Here is a 16,228-nt window from a genome sequence, read left to right as displayed (position 1 = left end):
AAGGTCAGAGTCTTAACTTGAAATGTATGACGTTGTGAGTGGTATGTGCTGCTGAAGCTAGTGGAGGTGGCACCGCCACCTCCCACAACACCGGCGGCATCACCCACGTCACCAGCGCCAACTACACCGCCCACGCGGCGCAGTTCGCGCACATCGGCGTGGCGAGCAAGGCCGGCACCTTCCCCGAGCCACCCAAGCCGGGCAAGGGCAACCTCGAGCTGTTGTACCAGTACGTCAACAGCAAGGGCGTGAAGACCGGCGACTACGACGTCACCGACGCCCTCGGCGCCTCGCTCAAGGGCAACCTCGACGGCACCGGCTTCAACCAGGCCAGCGGCGCCGCCGCCGGCCCGCTGTGGGTCGACTTCGGCCTGGACCCGGCCGACACCTGGTCCGATGGCAGCTTCTTCGGCGCCAACACCTGGCCGGTGAAGAGCCAGTTCGACGACATCGCCCCCGGCCAGCAGGCCGTGGTCGGTGAAGTGGCGAGCGGCGCCAAGGGCGTGGAAGGGCTGCTGGGCCAGGGTATGGCCCTGGCGCAACAAGGCATGGGCAAGGGCAAGGCATTGGTACAGGACGCGATGGCACAAGGAAAATCCATGGCCCAGGGAGTGCTGGGTTCGAGCGGCAGCGGCCTGCTGGAGCAGGGCAAGGCCCTGGCCAGCACCGGCATGCAACTGGCCCAGAGCGGCCAGGCCGCGCTGCAACAGGTGCAACAGGTCAAGGCCGCCGTCGGCGGCGACACCGGCGCCATGGCCCAGCTGGCCAGCAGCGTGGTGCCCGGCGCCGCCCCGGCGCTCAAGGCTGCCGACAGCCTCAAGCAACTGCCCGCCCTGCCGGCGCTGAGCACCCCGATCAACCCGGCGAAAAGCCTGAGCAGTGAGGTGCTGGCATGACCGGCGAAACCAAGCAGCGCGAACCGCAAGTCGCCGTCGCGCCGCTGAACACCATCGACGCCAAGGACGTCGGCCGCGGCGCCGCCGCCTTCGACGCCTGGCTGCAATCGGTCAGTGGCGGCTATGTCACCCTCGAACGCATCAAGACCGTGGCCGGCGCCTTGCCCGTGGTGGGCAACATCATGGCCCTGGTCGATGCCCTGGGCGACGTGGTCACCCTGGTCAAGAGCAAGGAACGCCAGGTGCTCGACTGGGTCAGCCTGGGCATCAACCTGATCGGCGTGCTGCCGGCGCCGCCGACCATGGCGGCGGCGCGCATGAGCCTGCGGCCGACGTTGTTCCTGGTGCGTCAGGAGCTGCGTAACAGCGCCAAGATGCTGCTGGGGGATTCGCTGATCACGGTGTTGATCGGGCATCTGAATGCGACGATTGCCGGGACCATCGATGACTTCGTGACCCAGGCGCAGCCGAAGATTGCCGGGATTCTCAAGGATGCCGGGGATCTGGGGACCAAGGTGACCGGCGAGATCGCCACGGGCCTGGAGAAGGTGGTGCTCGGGCAGCTCGATGCCAAGGGTGATCAGGCGGCGGCGAGCAAGCAGATGGCCGCTGCCGGAGACAAGTTGCTCAACGACCCGAAGGCAGCGATCAGCAACTTCTTTGGGGCGGTGCACAGTGCCTACAAGGCAGCGGGGAAGGGGCTGGCCAACAGCGCTACCAGCAAGTTGTTGCCGGATGACATCAAGAGCATGGTGTTGGCCAATACCGGACAGTTGCGGGCGCTGGGGCCGGAGATGGCAAAGCAATTCGCCAAGCTGGCGGATCCGGCGACGCAGATGAGCATTGGCTGGATGCTGACAGTGCTGGGTGGGGCGGTTGCGGGCTTCCGCAAGCGGAACAAGAATGGGCAGCCGGCCGTCGCCAAGCCAGACAAAGTGACCAAAGTAGAGCGGGAGCAGGGCAAGGGCGAGCTGGCTGTCAGTCAGTCTCAGGCCAAAGCTACAGGAACCACCAGCCCGCTCATCAAGGATTGCCCGAAAGCCAAAACGGACTTCAGTATCGACTTTGCCCTCGGTTCCGAATTCCTTATCCACACCGACTTCAGCCTGCCTGGGGCATTCCCGATTGAGTGGCAGCGTGTCTACCACTCTCGGCTGGCCGAGTACGACCAAGGCAACCTTGGCGCACGCTGGGTCACCGAGTTCACCACTTGCATCGATGTCGTCGGAAAGGGTCTGTTGTTCCACGATTTCGATGGCCGCAGCCATGAATTCGAGCTGCCGAAAGTCGACAAGGCCCAGTTCAATGCCATCGACGATCTGCTGCTGGTCCGCAGCCGTGAAAACGAGCTGGTGATCTGCCGTGGCTTCGACCGCAAGGAGTACTACCTGCGCGTTGGCGAGCGTTACTACTTGCAGAAGATCACGCTCGGCAACGGTGCTGGCTGCATGTTGCATTACGAGCATCGCCACAATGATCGCCCGGTATTGTCGGACATCATCACCTTCCTCGGCGATGTGAAGGATGTGCACCGCCACCTCGGTACCTTGATCGATGACGATGGCCATATCATCGGCCTCTGGGAAATGCGCGACGGCCAGCCGCTGCGCCAGCTGTGCGCCTACCACTACGACGACCAGGGTGACCTGATCGCTGCCCAGGATGAATACGGCCCCGCTCGGCACTACCAGTACCAGAATCACCTGGTCACCCGTTACACCGACCGCAGCGGTCGCGGCATGAACCTGCAGTGGGACGGCAGTAGTGCCCACTCTAGGGCCATCCGCGAGTGGGCCGACGACGGTAGTTTCGACACCCGCCTGGAGTGGGACGAGAACATCCGCCTGACCTACGTCACCGACGCTCATGGTCAGGAAACCTGGTACTACTTCGACATTCTCGGTTACCTGTACCGCGTGCGGCATCCGGACGAGCGCTCGGAGTGGGTCTTCCGCGATGACCGCAAGAACATCGTGCGCCACGTTCACCCGGACGGTAGCGAAGACCGTTTCGACTACGATGATCAAGGCAGTGTCATCCGCCATATCCGTGCGGACCACAGCCAGGTCCACGTTGCCTACGACGACCGTCGTCATCCGATCAAGATTCGTGATGCCGAAGGTGGCCTGTGGCTACGTGATTACGACCTCAAGGGCAACCTGGTCGAGACCACAGACCCGCTCGGCAACAAGACCGAGTACGCCTACACGCCTTCGGGCCTGGTCAAGGCGATCAAGGATGCCAATGGCAACGAGAAGAAACTGGCGTACAACGCAGCAGATCAGTTGGTGGCGTACACCGACTGCTCGGGCAAGACCAGTGAATGGGTCTACGACGACTTGGGTCACTTGCTGTCGTTCATCGACGCCGCTGGCAACAAGACGGCCTATGAACACAAGGCCGGCCAGCTGGCGAAAATCACCCATCCCGACAACACCGAAGAGCGTTTCGAGCGCGACGCCGAGGGCCGCCTGCTGGCCCATGTCGACGCGCTGGACCGCTGCACCACCTGGTCCTACAACGCCGCCGGCATGCTGGTCGAACGCATGGACGCCAGCGAACGGACTTTGCACTACCGCTGGGACAAGCTCGGCCGCCTGATCGGGCTGGAGAACCAGAACGACAGCAAGGTCACCTTCCTGTACGACCCGATGGGGCGCCTGCTGGAAGAAAAAGGCTTCGACGGCCTGGTGACGCGCTACCAGTACGACCCGGATAGCGGTCGCCTGAGCAGCACGCACGTTGGCCAGCGCCGCATCGATATCACCTATGACGCTGTAGGGCGAATCACCTCGCGTACCGCCAGCCAGAGCGGTACGCGTCAGGAAGAAACCTTCGCCTACGACGGCAACGGCAACCTGATCCAGGCCGTCAACGCCGACAGCAAGTTGCAGTGGTACTTCGATGAGGCGGGCAACCTGACCCGTGAGCATCAGTACTACCTGAAGACTGAAGTGCCGATGGTCGCGGTTTGGCAACACGAGTACGACGCGCTGAACCTGCGCACATCCACCATCCGCCCCGACGGCCACAAAGTCAGCACGCTGACTTACGGCAGCGGTCATGTGCTGGGCATGACCATCGACCAGCATGAGCTGCTCGCCTTCGAGCGCGATGATCTGCACCGCGAGGTTGTGCGGCATCAGGGCAACAAGCTGATGCAGACCCAGGCATGGGACCCAATGGGGCGCTTGCAGGAACAACTGCTGGGCAGCCATGACGGCACGTCCACGATGCTCAAGCGCCAGTATCGCTACGATGCGGTTGGCCAGTTGACTGACATCCAAGACAGCCGCCGAGGTCATCTGGCGTATCAGTACGACCCGGTTGGCCGGTTGCTGCAAGCCACCAGCCGTATGGGTGTCGAGACCTTTGCCTTCGACCCGGCAGGTAACCTGCTGGACGAGAAGACCCAAGAGCTCAACCGTCCTCTGGAAAGCGACCCGCGTCGTAACAAGCTGATGGACAACCTGCTGCGCGAGTACGCCGGTACCCACTACAAATATGACGAGCGCGGCAATCTGATTCATCGCCTGCACAACGGCGCACATGCCCATTTCACTTGGGACCTGTTCGACCGTCTGGTCAGCTACAACGACGACAAGCTCAAAGTCGATTACAGCTACGACGCCTTGGGTCGGCGCCTACACAAGGAGTCCGTCGCGCACTTCTGGGACAGGCCAGAAGCCGGCACGGGTTGGAACCAGATGCAGCGGGCGAAGCGGCAGCGTGAGCTCGGTTGTGGCTTCACCCTGTTCGGTTGGGACGGCGATAACCTCGCTTGGGAAAGCTCGCCACCGCAGGATGAAGGCGATACCGGGCGCACGGTGCATTACCTGTACGAGCCGGGCAGTTTTGTGCCGGTTGCCCAAGCACTGCGTAAGGAGCCGATTCGTTTGTTGCGCCAGCCGGACTGGCGTGGTCGTGAATACGACATCGACCAGGACCCGCTGTGGCAACACGAGGTCAAGCCGCTTCCGTTTAATGCGATTGCCTGGTACCAGTGCGATCACCTCGGCACACCGATGGAGCTAACCGACCACAACGGTGAGGCGGCTTGGGTTGGGTTGTACAAGGCCTGGGGTGAAGTGCGTGATGCACGCTCGGAGTGGGCCAAGCAGGTCGGCATGACCAACCCGATTCGCTTCCAGGGTCAGTACCACGATCATGAGACTGGGCTGCATTACAACCGCTATCGGTACTATGATCCGAGGGCCGGGCGGTTCGTGAATCAGGACCCGATCAGCTACACCGGTGGGTTGAACCTGTTTGCCTATGCGCCGAACCCTGTGGAGTGGATTGACCCGTTAGGGTTGTGGAAAGGGCAGCCGCGTAACTCGAATGGGCAGTTTGGGAAGGGGAAAGATCCTTCGATTCCGTGCCCTTGTGAGACCGATGGTACCCATGGGAACAGTCTCAACTCTACTAAGCCTGCAATTGGTTATACGCTTAGAAATGAGGATGACCATAGTGTTTTGAAATATGGTGAGACTACCATGGGTGAACGTAGGTATACCGACAAATACCTAAGTGATAATAATGCATATATGCAGCGTGAGGCGTCGGGTTCGAAGCGAGAAATGCATGCCTGGCAGCATGAGAAAATTCTCGAATATAAAGCGCAGAATGGCGGGCAGAGACCTCCTCTGAACAAAAGCGATTACTAGGGGTGATATATGATATTTCGAACATCCAGTGAGCAGGATGTACTTGTTGGCGAAGCAGCTCAGGCCGCCCGAAAAAAAGTTAAAGATGTGTTGGCAGAGATTTTGTCAGAAGTGAGCCTTGAGTGTGGTGCTGAGACGTGGAGCTTTATATCAATATTGATGCGTGATGAATGGATTGGAGACTATCCTGAGGTTAAGCGTTACCACAAATCTAGAAAGGTCATTGAGGTGCGCGTACAGATTCCGATCTATGAGTTCAAGGAGGCTGGAAGTGCACAGCAGGTAGAGCTAATGCTCGATGCTGTATATCGTTCAGTTGATATGATGGCGCAGATAAAAAGTTTGAAACTTTCGAACGGTGACGCTCAAGTATTAAGAGAGTCAGTAGAGAAAGCACGAGTGCTACTGCGAGCCGCTTGACTCACGGTTCACCGAGTCGTACCTGATGCCGTCGAACGGCGGCATCCTGACAACCTTAGCCCTCGGCGCGGCTGTGTGCCCGGGAGTAATTGGTGCTGAGCAGTCCCAGTCTCGCCTGCAGGTACACCTAGCATCAAGATCATGAGACCGGTCTGCATTATAACCGTCATCGTTACTATGATCCGAGGGCCGGGCGGTTCGTGAATCAGGACCCGACCAGCTATACCGGTGGGTTAAACTTTTTTCAATGCGCCGAAGGCTGTGGAGTGGATGGTTCGGTTGGAGTTGTGAATGGGGCAGTCTAGACTGTTTAGGGTGATTTATGTTGCTAGGGATGACCAGTGAACTGCATTCACTTGTGAGTGATGCGGAGCATGCCGCACGCAACAAGATAAAGCCGGGTATGGTGCAATTGCTGGAAGGTGTTGTTCTTGAGTGTGGCGCTGAAAAACTGACTTTCATTGCAGTCATAATGCCTGATGAACTGGTAGTGCACTACCCTGAAGTTAAGCGTTATCACAAGGCTAGAAAAACTGTAGAGGCGCGTGTGCAAGTTCCTTTTTATGAGTTTGAGGAGGCAGGCAGCGTTCGGCAGATAGACATGTTGTTGAATGCGCTGGACCGTGCGGTGGTTATGATTGGTGAAATAAGGAGCTTGAAGTTCACTACCGCTGATTCTCATGTGCTAAAAGAAACTATTGGAAAGGCAAGAGCGCAATTAAGTTATTCTTGAGCCCGAGTTGCACTCAACTTTACCTGGCCCTGAGCAACACGCATGTCCGCTAACAGCGCCAGCCAGGGCATGCGCCTGTTTGTGCAGGCGCGGGGCTGGCGCCTGGTGTAAGTGGCTGGCGACATCGGCTCATCCTCACCGTCAGGGCCGATCTGGTGATCCGGAGTGGCGGCAACGCCTCTACCTGAGAAATGCACACCTTAAGCAGCTAGTCATAGCGGTGACTGACATGTTCTGATTGCCCAAGGTCAAGCGCAACGGCTTGCATCCTCGGTGGCTCTGGAGTGAACTTAGTGTCAATGGAAAAGGTTTATATCGAGTTAAAGGTTGTCGACGGCTATCCGCCTGTCAGGGTAGAGAGTGTATGGGCAGAGAAAGTAGCGGAGAACGTTTACAAGGTAAGTAACATACCTTTCTATTCGAAGCAGGTGTGCTTGGATGATGAGGTAAGGACTTCAAGGGGTATTGATGGTGAAGCAGTTTTTGTTGGCATTGAAAGTGATGAAGGGAATAGCACTGTCAGGATAATTTTTTTTGGTGATAATGAGAGTCTGTCGTTGCTAATTCTTGCGGATCTTTCTGGTATGGGCTGCTCTTGGGAGGGGTTGAGTAAGAAGTTTTTCTCGGTTAATGTGCCTGAAAACATTGACTTTGAGCAAATTGTTGGCTACTTGGAGAAGAAAAGCGAAGCAGGTGTATTAGACTATGAGTATGGTATGGTGCGCCAGTAGTTGTAGTTGATTTGTTGACTAGGCAAGAGACTGTCGACGAATATTTTCCTGCTCACGCCAGTCACTACGGGCTGATGATCGGAGAGCGGGTTTGCTGCATGATTTGGTCTAAACCTTCTAGTGGCAGTTTACTGTTCTGGCACCCAATGTCGGAAAACCTGCCAAAGGAACGCGAGTACAGTTATAGGGACTTGTTAACATGAAAGAAAGCTTGAGCAAGCTTCTGTCTGTTGGTAGCCAAACGCTGGGTGGCTCTTGTATCGACCAAGTCGATTTTTTTTCCAGTGTAGGGAAGGCTCGAGGGGATGAGTTGAAAGCGATGTTGATGCAGAAAAATGGATTCTATGCATTTGCAGGCGCTTTGCATGTTTTGCCCTCTACTCAGCGCTACTCGGATTCAGGTGTGACATTGGAAACATGGAACTCCCCTGATCTATGGCGATCTGGTTACGGTCTCACTGGCACTGACATCGCATTTTTTGCGGAGGACTTGTTTGGCGTTCAATTCTGTATTCATGGCGACGAGGTATTGAGTTTTGACCCGGAGACAGCAGGATTCTCATACCTTGCCAGCAGCATAGAAGAATGGGCCGATAAAATATTGTCGGATTATGATTATCTGACAGGCTACTCGCTTGCTCATGGCTGGCAAATGAAGAATGGAGCGCTGAAGCAGGGTGACAGGCTATTGCCAAAGCAACCATTCGTTCTCGGGGGTAAATTTAAAATAGAAAACCTTTATGCTTGTGAGTCTGTTTCGGGAATGAAGGTTAGAAGCGAGTTGGCAACTAAAATTAAAGATTTGCCAGATGGCGCGGAATTAAGGTTTGAATTTGGTGAATAATTTTGTGGTGTTTCTGAAGGATTTCAGCTGGCTGTTTGATCGTCACTCATAAGCTGTAGAAAGAGCGTTGTTTTACTCCCTTTGCTCAGCAGGCGTTCTACAGGGCTAGGCGGGTACGGTGGTCTGTTTGTGCTCAAGTTCAGAGAAGATCAGGGCAATAACCCAATTCAGAGCTCGGAGGCCAGCATGATTACCTTGGGCGAGTTGCAACATAGATGGGCTGCAGGCCAGTTGATCGGCCTGGACATCCTCTGCCAGTGCAGTGGTTTCGCGACTGAGATCGACATTGAGGCTGTTGAAAATTCGGCCCTCACGCACGCCTTTGGCTGGGAATACCGTTTTTCGCAGGGGCGCACGAAAGCCTAGGGCGAGTGGCTCGGCGATGATGACGTCTGGTCGCAGGTGCAGGTAAACAACCAGTTAAGACTCGCTTCCGGGCAGATGATCTTGTGCGGTGAAGGTGAGATGGGGAATGAAGGCTTCATCGCTAGGACAGATGCCGACAATCGTCTGGAGTGGTTTCTGTTCTCCACGACGTCCAATCCGTTTGAGGGGCTTTGGCAGGAAGAGGGTCGGGTCTTCGTGCAATCCACGCACAACTTTTGTCTGATTTTGAACCTGCAGACTGAGGACGTCACGGTCCTTAATGAAGACATTGAAGCGAAGGCGAGCCGATGGGGTGAGTTATGAGATTTAGGACGCCCAGTGGAGCAGGATGTACTCGTTGGCGAGGCCGCGCAGGTCGCTCGAAAGAAGGTCAAAGCGTTACTGGCCGAGTCGCTAAGGGATAATGTCCATTGATAGCTCAGGAAGAACAGACAAGTTGGAGCAGGCTGTGCATTCGAAAAAAATCCAGAACGTCTGCGCCCTGGGACCAGAGGCGCGGTTCGATTACTTCATCCGGAAAGTCGTGGACTTTGAGGAAGTCTGGGGTTTGTACGACGAAGGGTGGGCAACCAGCGAATTGCAAGGGAGCGTGGTCATCCCGTTCTGGCCGGAGGAAGCGTTTGCCGCCCAGTGTGCGACGGGTGAATGGGGCGGCTTCACGCCGCGCTCGATTCCCATGCAGGGATTCCTCGAGCAGTGGCTTCCCGGCCTGCACTCGGCCGCCCAGATGTGCCAGGTATTTCCTGTCCCTGACGATGTGGGTGTCGTAATTGCCCCGCCTGAACTTGAACTGCTTGTGAGGGAAGAACTCCAGCAGTACGAGTAGATGTGAAGATAACGAGAGCCGCGCGTGTCTGAAGAATGATCAAGGAAAACTATGATTTTCGTGCAGCTTAAAGCCCGGGAGAGCTGAAGATGGATCTGTTCAATTTCTTGGTCGCCCATCCCGCGCCTGGAGCCGATGTAGATCTATTGAATGTGTTCACTGATGTTCGGCGCTGGATGTCCAGCTTTGGCGAAATCGAGCGCTGCGGCGGTCGCGCGGGCAAGGTGATCAGCTTCAACGAAAAGAAATTTCTCGCCGACCTGAGCCAGGGAAAGCTTGAGGCGATAGAGCTTTACTCCGCACGCAAATGGCCAAAAGACGATGTCAGCGAAATGCTGAACGCTGACTGTAGCGTGATTTTTACCGATGGCGTGGGCCTGATGCTTTGTGCCCATGAAAGCCAAGCCGGGCTCGTTGAAATTGCTGATGCCTTGCTGATGATGGAAAGCATTGCCGGCATTTGCGACTACGCCTATGGCTATACCGAGTCACGGGCTTATGGCACGGGGTACGCGAGGGGCATTTTCATGCCGGATGAGGCGCATCCGTTGATGTGGCCGCGCCGATCCGAGGCGTGCAACTGGGAGAGGAAGCGATGGGCCAGTGAGACCGACGCGTTTTTGCGTGATGTGTTTCCGGTCAATCTGTTCTCAGCCCTGAAGATTGCCGCACTGCCATTGGAGAAGCGACAGGCGCTGGAGTCTGCCATGGGGGCGTTCGGAACCTACCGGCGTCAGGGTGAGCTGACTGTCTGGACACTTGATGGGCAGGCGCTGGCCAGTGCCAGGGTAAAGCTGCTGGGCGTGGGCGCAATTGTTGCCTGACAGCGATAGAACTGCGGAGCGTGACGACGGGGTCAATTGCCAATGAGTTGAGCAGTCTGGGCGATCATGATGAATGCCGAGAGGCCTATGAGGAGCAACACAGTGACACACGATTTCCAGGCAGCCTGCTGGGTTGCCGAGGTCGAGGACGAGGTGATCCTTGCCGGGCTGGCGGATCACTTGGCACAGCCCCAGCTGTATGTGCTGTTGCAGCGGGCGGAGGCGTTCAATGAGCAGGATCGGGCGTTGGGGATGGATACCTATCATGTCGAGGTGAGTGGGCAGGGGGGATCCGGGTATGGCGGGTTGGATGTGGTAGAGGTCGGGCAGGATTCGGTGGTGTTCGTGTTTGCGGGGGAGGGATGGTGCCGGGCGCTCGGCAGGGTGAGGGTCGGGTTGCCGGGTGGGGTATTGGTTGAGGATGTGGTGGCTGGGTTGCAGCGGGTGTTGGTGGGGAAGTGTGAGGTCAGGCTGCTTTAGGGGCTGGCACCGGCTTTGCCGGTGTTCGCGGGTGAACCCGCTCCCACAAGGTCATAGTTGGTCAGATATCTGGTTTTTCCAGGGGCATTGGGGTGTGATGACACCGTGAGCACCGGTTTTACTGGCCCCCTCCTGTGGGAGCGGGTTTACCCGCGAACACCGGCGGAGCCGGTGCCAGGCACCGCGTCGCCTGTTTCGCGGGCAAGCCCGCTCCCACAAAGGGGGGATGTACATACACAACCAAGTTGGGGAATGCGGCCAAATTGATGGCACCAGGCCTTCACCCCGCCTCGCTATGTTAGGCTTTCCCCCATCGGCATCGACGCCACCCCTCTGACACGGAGTTCTCCCCCATGAAAGACATCATCCGCCTCGGCGACTCCACCACCCACGGTGGCAAGGTCCTCGGTTCGTTCGGCAACACCAACGTCAACGGCAAGCCCATCGCCGGTGTCGGCCACATGGTCAGCTGCCCGCTGTGCAAGGGCGTGTTCCCCATCGTCGAAGGCAGCGCCACCTACAACGTCGATGGCATCGCAGTGGCCCTCGACGGGCACAAGACCGCCTGCGGCGCGGCGTTGATCGCCAGTGGGCCGAAGAGCGGCGTCGCCAGTTGAGCTGACCTGCGTCATCGCACTTTCAGGATTCTTCGCTAGTCTTAATGGTTGGCGGCATCAGTTTGCCGCTACCGTGAAGTCTAGAGGCGCCGGCCACGGCCAGGCGCCCGGAACCTGATCAGGAGTGCACGATGGACCTCAACCGTCGGCAGTTCTTCAAGGTCGCCGCAATCGGCCTTGGAGGCTCGAGCCTGGCGGCGTTGGGCATGGCCCCGACACCTGCCTTCGCCGAGCAGGTGCGCCACTTCAAGCTGGCGCACACCAAAGAGACCCGCAACACCTGCCCCTACTGCTCGGTCGGCTGCGGCCTGATCCTGTACAGCCAGGGCGACGCGGGCAAGAACGTCAAACAGAACATCATCCACATCGAAGGCGACGCCGATCACCCGGTCAACCGCGGCACCCTGTGCCCGAAAGGCGCCGGGCTGCTCGACTTCATCCACAGCCCCAGCCGCCTCAAGTACCCCGAGATGCGCAAGGCGGGCAGCAACGAGTGGGTGAGGGTCAGCTGGGACGAGGCGCTCGACCGGGTCGCCGACCTGATGAAAAAGGACCGCGACGCCAACTTCATCGAGAAGAATGCCCAGGGGCAGACGGTCAACCGCTGGCTCACCACCGGTTTTCTCGCTGCCTCCGCCGCCTCCAGCGAGGCCGGCTACCTGACCCACAAGGTCGTCCGCGCAACCGGCATGCTGGGGTTCGATAACCAGGCACGTGTCTGACACGGCCCGACGGTGGCAAGTCTTGCCCCGACGTACGGCCGTGGCGCCATGACCAACCACTGGTCCGATATCGCCAACGCGAATCTGGTCCTGGTGATGGGCGGCAACGCAGCAGAAGCACACCCGTGCGGCTTCAAGTGGGTGACCGAGGCCAAGGCGCACAACAAGGCGCGGCTGATCGTGGTCGACCCGCGGTTTACCCGCACCGCTTCGGTGGCGGACTACTACGCGCCGATCCGTACCGGTACCGACATCGCCTTCATGGGCGGGCTCATCAATTACCTGCTGAGCAATGACAAGATCCAGCACGAGTACGTGCGCAACTACACCGACGTGTCGTTCATCGTCAAAGAAAGCTACGGCTTCGAGGACGGGCTGTTCAGCGGCTACGACGAGGCCAAGCGTGTTTATGCCGACAAGTCTGGCTGGGGTTACGAGCTGGGCGAGGACGGCTATGCCAAGGTCGACCCGACCCTGCAGCACCCGCGCTGCGTGTACCAGCTGATGAAGCAGCACTACAGCCGCTACACCCCCGAGCTCGCCAGCATGACCTGCGGCATGCCCCAGGACGCCATGATGAAAGTCTGGGAAGAGATCGCCACCTGCTCGGCACCGGGCAAGACCATGACGATCCTCTATGCCCTGGGCTGGACCCAGCACTCCATCGGCGCGCAGATCATCCGCAGCGCGGCCATGGTCCAGCTGCTGCTGGGCAACGTCGGCATGCCCGGTGGCGGGGTCAACGCCCTGCGCGGGCACTCCAACATCCAGGGCCTGACCGACCTCGGCCTGCTGTCGAACTCGCTGCCGGGGTACCTGACCCTGGCCGGTGACGCCGAGCAGGACTACGCCACCTACATCGACAAGCGCGCCTCCAAGCCGCTGCGCCCGGGGCAGCTGTCGTACTGGCAGAACTACGGCAAGTTCCACGTCAGCCTGATGAAGGCCTGGTACGGCGCCAACGCCACCGCCGAAAACAACTGGGGCTACGACTGGCTGCCCAAGCTCGACGTGCCGGCCTACGACGTGCTGCGCATGTTCGAGATGATGGGCCAGGGCAAGGTCAACGGCTACGTGTGCCAGGGCTTCAACCCGATTGCCGCGCTGCCGGACAAGAACCGCGTCACCGCGGCACTGGGCAAGCTCAAGTGGCTGGTGATCATGGACCCGCTGGCCACCGAGACGTCCGAGTTCTGGCGCAACGCCGGGCCGTTCAACGATGTCGACACGGCCAATATCCAGACCGAAGTGATCCGCCTGCCCACCACCTGCTTCGCCGAGGAAGACGGCTCGCTGGTCAACAGCAGCCGCTGGCTGCAGTGGCACTGGAAGGGCGCCGACGGCCCGGGCGAGACCCGCACCGACGTGCAGATCATGAGCGAGCTGTTCATCCGCCTGCGCGAGCGCTACAGCAAGGAGGGCGGCGCCTACCCCGACGCCATGATGAACATCAGCTGGCCCTACAAGATCCCCGAAGAGCCATCCCCGGAGGAGTTGGCCAAGGAAATGAACGGCTGGGCGGTCACTGACCTCACCGATGCCACCGGCGCCACGCTCAAGGCCGGCCAGCAGCTGGCGGGCTTCGCCCAGATGAAGGACGACGGCAGCACCGCGTCCGGCTGCTGGATCTTCGCCGGCTCCTGGACCGAGCAGGGCAACCAGATGGCCCGCCGCGACAACAGCGATCCGTACGGGATGCATCAGGTGCAGAACTGGGCCTGGGCCTGGCCGGCCAACCGCCGCATCCTCTACAACCGCGCCTCCAGCGACCCGCAGGGCAAGCCGTGGGACCCGGAACGCAAGCGCCTGGTGTGGTGGAACGGCAAGGCCTGGACCGGCACCGACGTGCCCGACTTCAAGGTCGACTCGCCGCCCGAGGCGGGGATGAACCCGTTCATCATGAACCCCGAAGGCGTGGCGCGTTTCTTCGCCATCGACAAGATGGCCGAAGGCCCGTTCCCCGAGCACTATGAGCCGTTCGAGACGCCCATCGGCATCAACCCGCTGCACCCGCAGAACAAGAAGGTGGTCAGCAACCCGGCCGGGCGCATCTTCGATTCGGTGTGGGACACCCTCGGCACCCACGACGAGTTCCCCTACGCGGCAACCACCTACCGGCTGACCGAGCACTTCCACTTCTGGAGCAAGCACTGCCGCCTCAATGCTATCGCCCAGCCCGAGCAGTTCGTCGAGATCGGCGAGGTGCTGGCCAACGAGAAGGGCATCAAGGCCGGTGACCGGGTGCGGGTGTCGAGCAAGCGCGGGCATATCGATGCGGTGGCGGTGGTGACCAAGCGGATTCGCCCGCTGCAGGTCAACAACCAGACCGTGCACCAGATCGGCATCCCGTTGCACTGGGGCTTCACCGGCGCCACCCGGCATGGCTACCTGACCAACACCCTGGTGCCGTTCCTCGGTGACGGCAACACCCAGACGCCGGAGTCCAAGTCGTTCCTCGTGAAAGTGGAGAAACTCTGATGGCCAGCCAAGACATCATCGCCCGCTCGGCCACCACCACCGTGCCACCTTCTGTACGCCAGGTCGACGAGGTCGCCAAGCTGATCGACACCACCAAGTGCATCGGCTGCAAGGCCTGCCAGGTGGCGTGCTCGGAGTGGAACGAACTGCGTGACGAGGTGGGCCACAACCACGGCACCTACGACAACCCCCAGGACCTCAGCGCCGAGACCTGGACCCTGATGCGCTTCACCGAGCACGAGCGCGACGACGGCAACCTGGAGTGGCTGATCCGCAAGGACGGCTGCATGCACTGCGCCGACCCCGGTTGCCTGAAGGCCTGCCCGAGCCCGGGGGCGATCATCAAGCACGCCAACGGCATCGTCGACTTCAACCAGGACCACTGCATCGGCTGCGGCTACTGCATCACCGGCTGCCCGTTCAATATCCCGCGCATCTCGCAGAAGGACCACAAGGCGTACAAGTGCACCCTGTGTTCCGACCGCGTGACCGTGGGCCTGGAGCCGGCCTGTGTGAAGACCTGCCCGACCGGGGCGATCGTCTTCGGCACCAAGGCGGAGATGAAGGTGCACGCCGACGAACGCATCGTCGACCTCAAGTCGCGCGGCTACGACAACGCCGGGCTGTACGACCCGGACGGCGTCGGTGGCACCCATGTGATGTACGTGCTGCACCACGCCGACACGCCGAAGCTGTACGCCGGCCTGCCGGACCAACCGGTGATCAGCCCGCTGGTGGGGCTGTGGAAGGGCTTCACCAAGCCGCTGGCGCTGCTGGCCATGGGCGCGGCGGTATTGGCCGGGTTCTTCCATTACGTGCGGGTCGGCCCGCAGCGGGTCGAGGAGGACGAACACCCGACGCCGCCGGACCGCAGCGTGCACCCGGTGGACCCGGCGGTGCATGTCTATGACCCGAGCAAGCCCGGTGGGCAAGGGGAGCAGCGGCCATGAACGACGACAAACCGATCCTGCGCTACAACGCCAACGAGCGCACCAACCACTGGATCGTCGCGATCCTGTTCATCACGGCCGCGCTCTCGGGGCTGGCGCTGTTCCACCCGGCGCTGTTCTGGCTGAGCCACCTGTTCGGCGGCGGGCCGTGGACGCGCATCCTGCACCCGTTCCTCGGCGTGGCGATGTTCGTGTTCTTCCTGGGCCTGGTGTTTCGCTTCTGGCGGGCCAACTTCATCACCGCCAACGACCGCCTGTGGCTGCGCCGCGTGGACCGGGTGATGCTCAACCAGGAGGAGGGCGTGCCACCGATCGGCAAGTACAACGCCGGGCAGAAGCTGCTGTTCTGGACCCTGCTGGCGTGCATGCTGGTGCTGCTGCTCAGCGGCGTGGTGATCTGGCGGGCGTACTTCAGCCACCTGTTCGGCATCGAGGTGATTCGCCTGTCGGCGCTGGCCCATGCCCTGGCGGCGTTCGTGCTGATCCTCAGCATCATCGTGCACATCTACGCCGGTATCTGGATCAAGGGCTCGATCGGCGCCATGCTGCATGGCTGGGTCAGCCGCGCCTGGGCCCGCAAGCACCATGAGTTGTGGTACCGCGAAGTGACCGGTGACAAGACCCCGGTGAACCACGGCAAAAAAGAAGGATGA

14 protein-coding genes and 1 pseudogene are annotated in these 16,228 nt (G+C 59.8%); all 15 read left to right on the top strand.

Translation table 11 applies throughout. The annotated features are described in order from the left end of the window. The first annotated feature begins 38 nt into the window (after positions 1 to 38). Entirely contained in the window at positions 39 to 896 is an 858-nt protein-coding gene (locus ACIP21_RS19340; protein WP_400690783.1) for a hypothetical protein, read from the top strand. Next, a complete protein-coding gene (locus ACIP21_RS19335; RefSeq protein WP_400690780.1) occupies positions 893 to 5,563 on the top strand; it encodes an RHS repeat-associated core domain-containing protein in 4,671 nt (1,556 codons plus the stop codon). Before ACIP21_RS19340 ends, ACIP21_RS19335 begins: the two co-directional genes overlap by 4 nt. 9 nt (positions 5,564 to 5,572) lie before the next feature. Continuing rightward, positions 5,573 to 5,983, top strand: a complete 411-nt coding sequence (locus ACIP21_RS19330) for a hypothetical protein (protein WP_400690777.1) — start codon at positions 5,573 to 5,575, stop codon at positions 5,981 to 5,983. A gap of 146 nt (positions 5,984 to 6,129) precedes the next feature. Beyond that, positions 6,130 to 6,288, top strand: a pseudogene (locus tag ACIP21_RS19325) (RHS repeat-associated core domain-containing protein); the annotation flags it as partial. A gap of 29 nt (positions 6,289 to 6,317) precedes the next feature. After that, entirely contained in the window at positions 6,318 to 6,716 is a 399-nt protein-coding gene (locus tag ACIP21_RS19320) for a hypothetical protein (RefSeq protein ID WP_400690774.1), read from the top strand. A gap of 299 nt (positions 6,717 to 7,015) precedes the next feature. After that, positions 7,016 to 7,447 carry a DUF4265 domain-containing protein gene (locus tag ACIP21_RS19315; protein ID WP_400690924.1) on the top strand — a complete coding sequence of 144 codons (432 nt, stop codon included), beginning with the start codon at positions 7,016 to 7,018 and terminating at the stop codon, positions 7,445 to 7,447. Between the two features lie 199 nt (positions 7,448 to 7,646). Further along, positions 7,647 to 8,291, top strand: a complete 645-nt coding sequence (locus tag ACIP21_RS19310) for an SMI1/KNR4 family protein (RefSeq protein WP_400690771.1) — start codon at positions 7,647 to 7,649, stop codon at positions 8,289 to 8,291. Between the two features lie 129 nt (positions 8,292 to 8,420). Then, positions 8,421 to 8,657 carry a hypothetical protein gene (locus ACIP21_RS19305; RefSeq protein WP_400690769.1) on the top strand — a complete coding sequence of 79 codons (237 nt, stop codon included), beginning with the start codon at positions 8,421 to 8,423 and terminating at the stop codon, positions 8,655 to 8,657. Positions 8,658 to 9,081: 424 nt separating this feature from the next. Next, positions 9,082 to 9,504 carry a DUF2750 domain-containing protein gene (locus tag ACIP21_RS19300; protein ID WP_400690766.1) on the top strand — a complete coding sequence of 141 codons (423 nt, stop codon included), beginning with the start codon at positions 9,082 to 9,084 and terminating at the stop codon, positions 9,502 to 9,504. Positions 9,505 to 9,593: 89 nt separating this feature from the next. After that, positions 9,594 to 10,328: a hypothetical protein gene (locus tag ACIP21_RS19295; RefSeq protein WP_400690764.1), complete on the top strand. Its 735-nt coding sequence runs from the start codon at positions 9,594 to 9,596 to the stop codon at positions 10,326 to 10,328. Between the two features lie 102 nt (positions 10,329 to 10,430). Next, positions 10,431 to 10,808 carry an Imm10 family immunity protein gene (locus tag ACIP21_RS19290; protein WP_400690762.1) on the top strand — a complete coding sequence of 126 codons (378 nt, stop codon included), beginning with the start codon at positions 10,431 to 10,433 and terminating at the stop codon, positions 10,806 to 10,808. Between the two features lie 353 nt (positions 10,809 to 11,161). Then, positions 11,162 to 11,425: a PAAR domain-containing protein gene (locus tag ACIP21_RS19285; protein WP_400690759.1), complete on the top strand. Its 264-nt coding sequence runs from the start codon at positions 11,162 to 11,164 to the stop codon at positions 11,423 to 11,425. A 131-nt stretch (positions 11,426 to 11,556) separates the two neighbouring features. Beyond that, positions 11,557 to 14,625: a formate dehydrogenase-N subunit alpha gene (fdnG, locus tag ACIP21_RS19280; RefSeq protein WP_400690756.1), complete on the top strand. Its 3,069-nt coding sequence runs from the start codon at positions 11,557 to 11,559 to the stop codon at positions 14,623 to 14,625. Then, the gene (gene fdxH, locus ACIP21_RS19275) at positions 14,625 to 15,575 is read left to right on the top strand and encodes a formate dehydrogenase subunit beta (protein ID WP_400690753.1); all 951 of its coding nucleotides are present in this window, start codon (positions 14,625 to 14,627) and stop codon (positions 15,573 to 15,575) included. The genes fdnG and fdxH overlap by 1 nt, the downstream gene beginning before the upstream one ends. Beyond that, a complete protein-coding gene (locus ACIP21_RS19270; RefSeq protein ID WP_400690750.1) occupies positions 15,572 to 16,228 on the top strand; it encodes a formate dehydrogenase subunit gamma in 657 nt (218 codons plus the stop codon). The genes fdxH and ACIP21_RS19270 overlap by 4 nt, the downstream gene beginning before the upstream one ends.

The organism is Pseudomonas sp. NPDC089401, from assembly GCF_044749485.1.
In the GTDB taxonomy this organism is placed as follows: Bacteria; Pseudomonadota; Gammaproteobacteria; order Pseudomonadales; family Pseudomonadaceae; genus Aquipseudomonas.
The sequence above is the reverse complement of the archived record's forward strand: the minus strand, read 5'-3'. Positions and strand labels throughout refer to the sequence as shown.